Consider the following 3,471-nt stretch of genomic DNA (forward strand, 5'->3'; position numbering starts at 1 on the left):
CGACAAGATCACCCCGGGCATGCTCAACGCCGCCATGCGCCTGAACATCCCGACCGTGTTCGTCTCCGGCGGCCCCATGGAGTCCGGCTTCTCCGTGGTGGTCGACGGCGTGGTCAAGGCGGGGTCCGACCTCATCACCGCGATCTCCGCCTCTGCCAACTCCGCGATCGACGACAAGGGATTGGACGAGATCGAGCGGTCCGCCTGCCCGACCTGCGGCTCCTGCTCCGGCATGTTCACGGCCAACTCCATGAACTGCCTCACCGAGGCCCTGGGCCTGTCGCTGCCGGGCAACGGCTCGACCCTGGCCACCCACAGCGCCCGCCGCGAGCTGTTCGCCGAGGCCGGCCGCGTGATCGTGGACCTGTGCACCCGCTACTACCGGGACGGGGACGAGTCGATCCTGCCCCGGTCGGTGGCCGGCAAGGAGGCCTTCACCAACGCCATGACCCTCGACGTGGCGATGGGCGGCTCCACCAACACCGTGCTGCACATCCTCGCCGCCGCCCGGGAGGGCGAGGTGGACTTCGATCTCCACGACATCGAGCGGATCTCCCGCCGCGTGCCGTGCCTGGCCAAGGTCGCGCCGAACTCGGACTACTACATGGAGCACGTCCACCGGGCCGGCGGGATCCCGGCGATCCTGGGCGAGCTGTACCGCGGCGGCCTGCTGGAGACGGACGTCCGCTCGGTCCACTCGCCGTCGCTCGAGCAGTACATCGCCGACTGGGACATCCGCAGCGGCACGGCCACGGAGAAGGCGATCGAGCTGTTCCACGCGGCCCCGGGCGGGGTGCGCACGATCGAGCCGTTCTCCACGGACAACCGGTGGGAGTCGCTCGACACCGACGCAGTGAACGGCTGCATCCACTCCGTCGAGCATCCGGCGACCGCCGAGGGCGGGCTCGCGGTGCTCCGCGGCAACATCGCCCCCGACGGATCGGTGTTCAAGACCGCCGGCGTCTCGGAGGAGAACTTCCACTTCTCCGGCCCGGCCCGCGTGGTCGAGTCCCAGGAGGAGGCCGTGTCGGTGATCCTCGACAAGACCCTGCAGGCGGGCGAGGTCCTGGTGGTGCTCTACGAGGGCCCCGCCGGCGGTCCGGGCATGCAGGAGATGCTGCACCCCACCGCGTTCATCAAGGGCGCGGGCCTCGGCGCCAAGTGCGCGCTCATCACCGACGGCCGCTTCTCCGGCGGCTCCTCGGGCCTGTCCATCGGCCACATCGCGCCCGAGGCCGCCGCCGGCGGCCCCATCGGTCTGATCCGGGACGGCGACGTGGTGACGATCGACGTCACCACGCGGTCCATCTCGGTGGATGTCGACGACGACGAGTTGGCGCGTCGCCGGGCCGAGAAGGGCGCCCTCCCGTGGCGCCCCGAGCACAGGGACCGGAAGGTCTCGGTCGCCCTGCGGGCCTACGCCTCGATGGCGTCCTCGGCGGACAAGGGCGCCGTCCGCATCCTGCCCGACTGAGACCCTGCCCGGGCCCTCAGCCCGCGGTGACCGGGGCGCTGTCGGCGGTCGACACCAACGGGTTGGTCCCGTTGAAGAAGTACCAGACCAGTCCGGCGGCGACCGCGGCGATCACCAGCCAGACGACCCCGCTGAAACGGGGTCGGTGGGACCAGCGCCACCGGCGGTCGGCGGACCAACGACCCGGCCCCGCGAAGAGCAGCGCCGCGAGGGCGGCGGCGTACAGGATCGACGTCTCGAGGCCGCGCGTGGTGTCCCCGAGCAGCGGTACGGCCTCGGCACCGGTCAACCGGATCGCGATGCCCACACCCACCAGCGCGAGCAGTCCGGCCGCGGCGACGGGCGTGGCCAGCCCCACGACGAGCATCACCCCCGCGACCAGTTCGACGGCGCCGCCGGTGATCGCGAGGATCCGGGCCTGCTCGAAGCCCGACGCGGTGAGGATCTCGGTGAGACCGTCGATCCCGGGGCCGCCGAACAGCCCGAAGAGCTTCTGGAGTCCGCGCATCGCCAGCAGGACGCCGACGGCGACCCGCAGCAGGAGGAGGCCGAGGTCGGTCGTGCCGCGTCGGGAGATCTCGTCCCCGGGTGCGGGTGCGACGGTGGTCGAGGTGTCGCCGAACGGGAGCGGGGTGGACGCGTCGTAGCCTCCGGACTCGACGAACGGCGTGTAGTCCGCGCGACCGGCGGAGGGGAACGCCGTGGTGGCGGAGTCCGTCTTCCCCGCGCCCGCCCCGGAGCCCGTCGCCTCGGGGACGTCGAGCGGGTAGTCCACGTCGTGGATGATCTCGGTTCGGGCGTCGTCTCCGGGCGTTGAGGAAGTCACGCACCGACCATAGGCCGATCTGCGGGTGTCCGCATCGAGGACACGGCGCACCGTACTCTGGTCGGCATGAGATCGCTCGCACTCCTGCTGGTCATGGCCCTCGCCGCGACCGGCTGCGCGAGGTTCGACGATCGCCTCGACGACCCCTTCACCCCAGCACCGGGCCCGGGCATGGGCGCCGCCCCGCCGTCCACCCCACCCGGCAGCCCTCCGCCGTCCCCGACGCCGCGCTCCGGTCAGCCGGAGCCCACCCCGGAGTCCGGGCCGTGCGTCGACCCGGACCCGGCCGTCATCGCGACCTGCCTCGACCCCGCCGTCGCGGTCGCGGGGGTGGGACAGCGCGCGCTGGTCGCGCAGTCCTCGGGTCGGGTCACGATCGTCTCGGTCGACGCGCAGCCCGAGGAGTTCGGGCGCGTCGACGTCCGGGGTGGCCGGGTGGCCGCCGTCGCGCCGTCCCCCGACTTCGCCCAGGACCGGCTGGTGTACCTCCTCGTCGTCGGAGACGGCCCCTCCAGGGTCGACCGCCTCGCGCGCGGGGACGCCCCGCGGACCGTGACCGAGCTCGCGCCCGCGGACAGCGGCGGAATGGCGTTCGTCGACGGGGTCCTCACCGTGGGGGTCGGACCCGAGCTGGTGAGGTTCCCCGGGTTCACCGGGATCGGGCGCGCGACGGAGCCCGAGGTGGTGGCCAGGAACCTGGGCGGGATCCGGGCCCTGTGCACGCACGAACGGGACCTCTACCTCTCGGCCGTCACCGACCGGGGCGCGGTGGTCCGGACAGCGGATCGGGTCGTCTGGACCTGGCCCGACCAGCGCGACGCCGGCGGGTGCGCGGCCACCGCGGATTCCCTCGCCCTCGCCCTCCCCGACGCGGAACGCGCCGACGTCCTGCCTCTCGCGGGCGGGGCGGCGCGTGGGCAGCCGACGCAGCTCGCGCAGGGCCGTTACGGACGACTCACCGGGCTCGCGGTGATCGGGGAGGGACTGCTGCTCGCCGGCACCACCAACAAGCTGGGCGGTTCGCCCGTGCCGACCGACGACCGCGCGGTCCTGCTTCCCGAGTCCGGCGGCGGCGCAGACGCCCGCGTCTGACCGGTCGCGCTCCCCGCACTTTCTCGCTATTCGAACTCTTGCGCTACCGCCGGGGCGGCGGTAGACTCGTACACACATT

General features: G+C 72.9%; 3 protein-coding genes. 2 read left to right on the top strand and 1 reads right to left on the bottom strand.

The window, feature by feature from the left end:
• The coding region (ilvD, locus tag B4M60_RS14045) for a dihydroxy-acid dehydratase (protein WP_291085331.1) at nucleotides 1-1,474 on the top strand (1,474 nt) is incomplete at its 5' end.
• A gap of 16 nt (nucleotides 1,475-1,490) precedes the next feature.
• On the opposite strand, the gene B4M60_RS14050 is transcribed toward ilvD, so the two are convergent.
• Nucleotides 1,491-2,300 carry a DoxX family protein gene (locus B4M60_RS14050; protein WP_291085334.1) on the bottom strand — a complete coding sequence of 270 codons (810 nt, stop codon included), beginning with the start codon at nucleotides 2,298-2,300 and terminating at the stop codon, nucleotides 1,491-1,493.
• 66 nt (nucleotides 2,301-2,366) lie between these two features.
• Here B4M60_RS14050 and B4M60_RS14055 point away from each other — a divergent pair, with 66 nt between their 5' ends.
• Nucleotides 2,367-3,392 (top strand): oxidoreductase, encoded by a 1,026-nt coding sequence (locus B4M60_RS14055; protein ID WP_291085337.1) that lies wholly within the window; start codon nucleotides 2,367-2,369, stop codon nucleotides 3,390-3,392.
• The last annotated feature ends 79 nt before the right edge of the window (nucleotides 3,393-3,471 follow it).

The organism is Dietzia sp. UBA5065 (assembly GCA_002415925.1).
GTDB lineage: Bacteria > Actinomycetota > Actinomycetes > Mycobacteriales > Mycobacteriaceae > Dietzia.

Excerpts from the sequence above, each read along its gene's own strand:
- B4M60_RS14055 (WP_291085337.1), top strand. The coding sequence starts at position 2,367 with ATGAGATCGCTCGCACTCCTGCTGGTCATGGCCCTCGCCGCGACCGGC.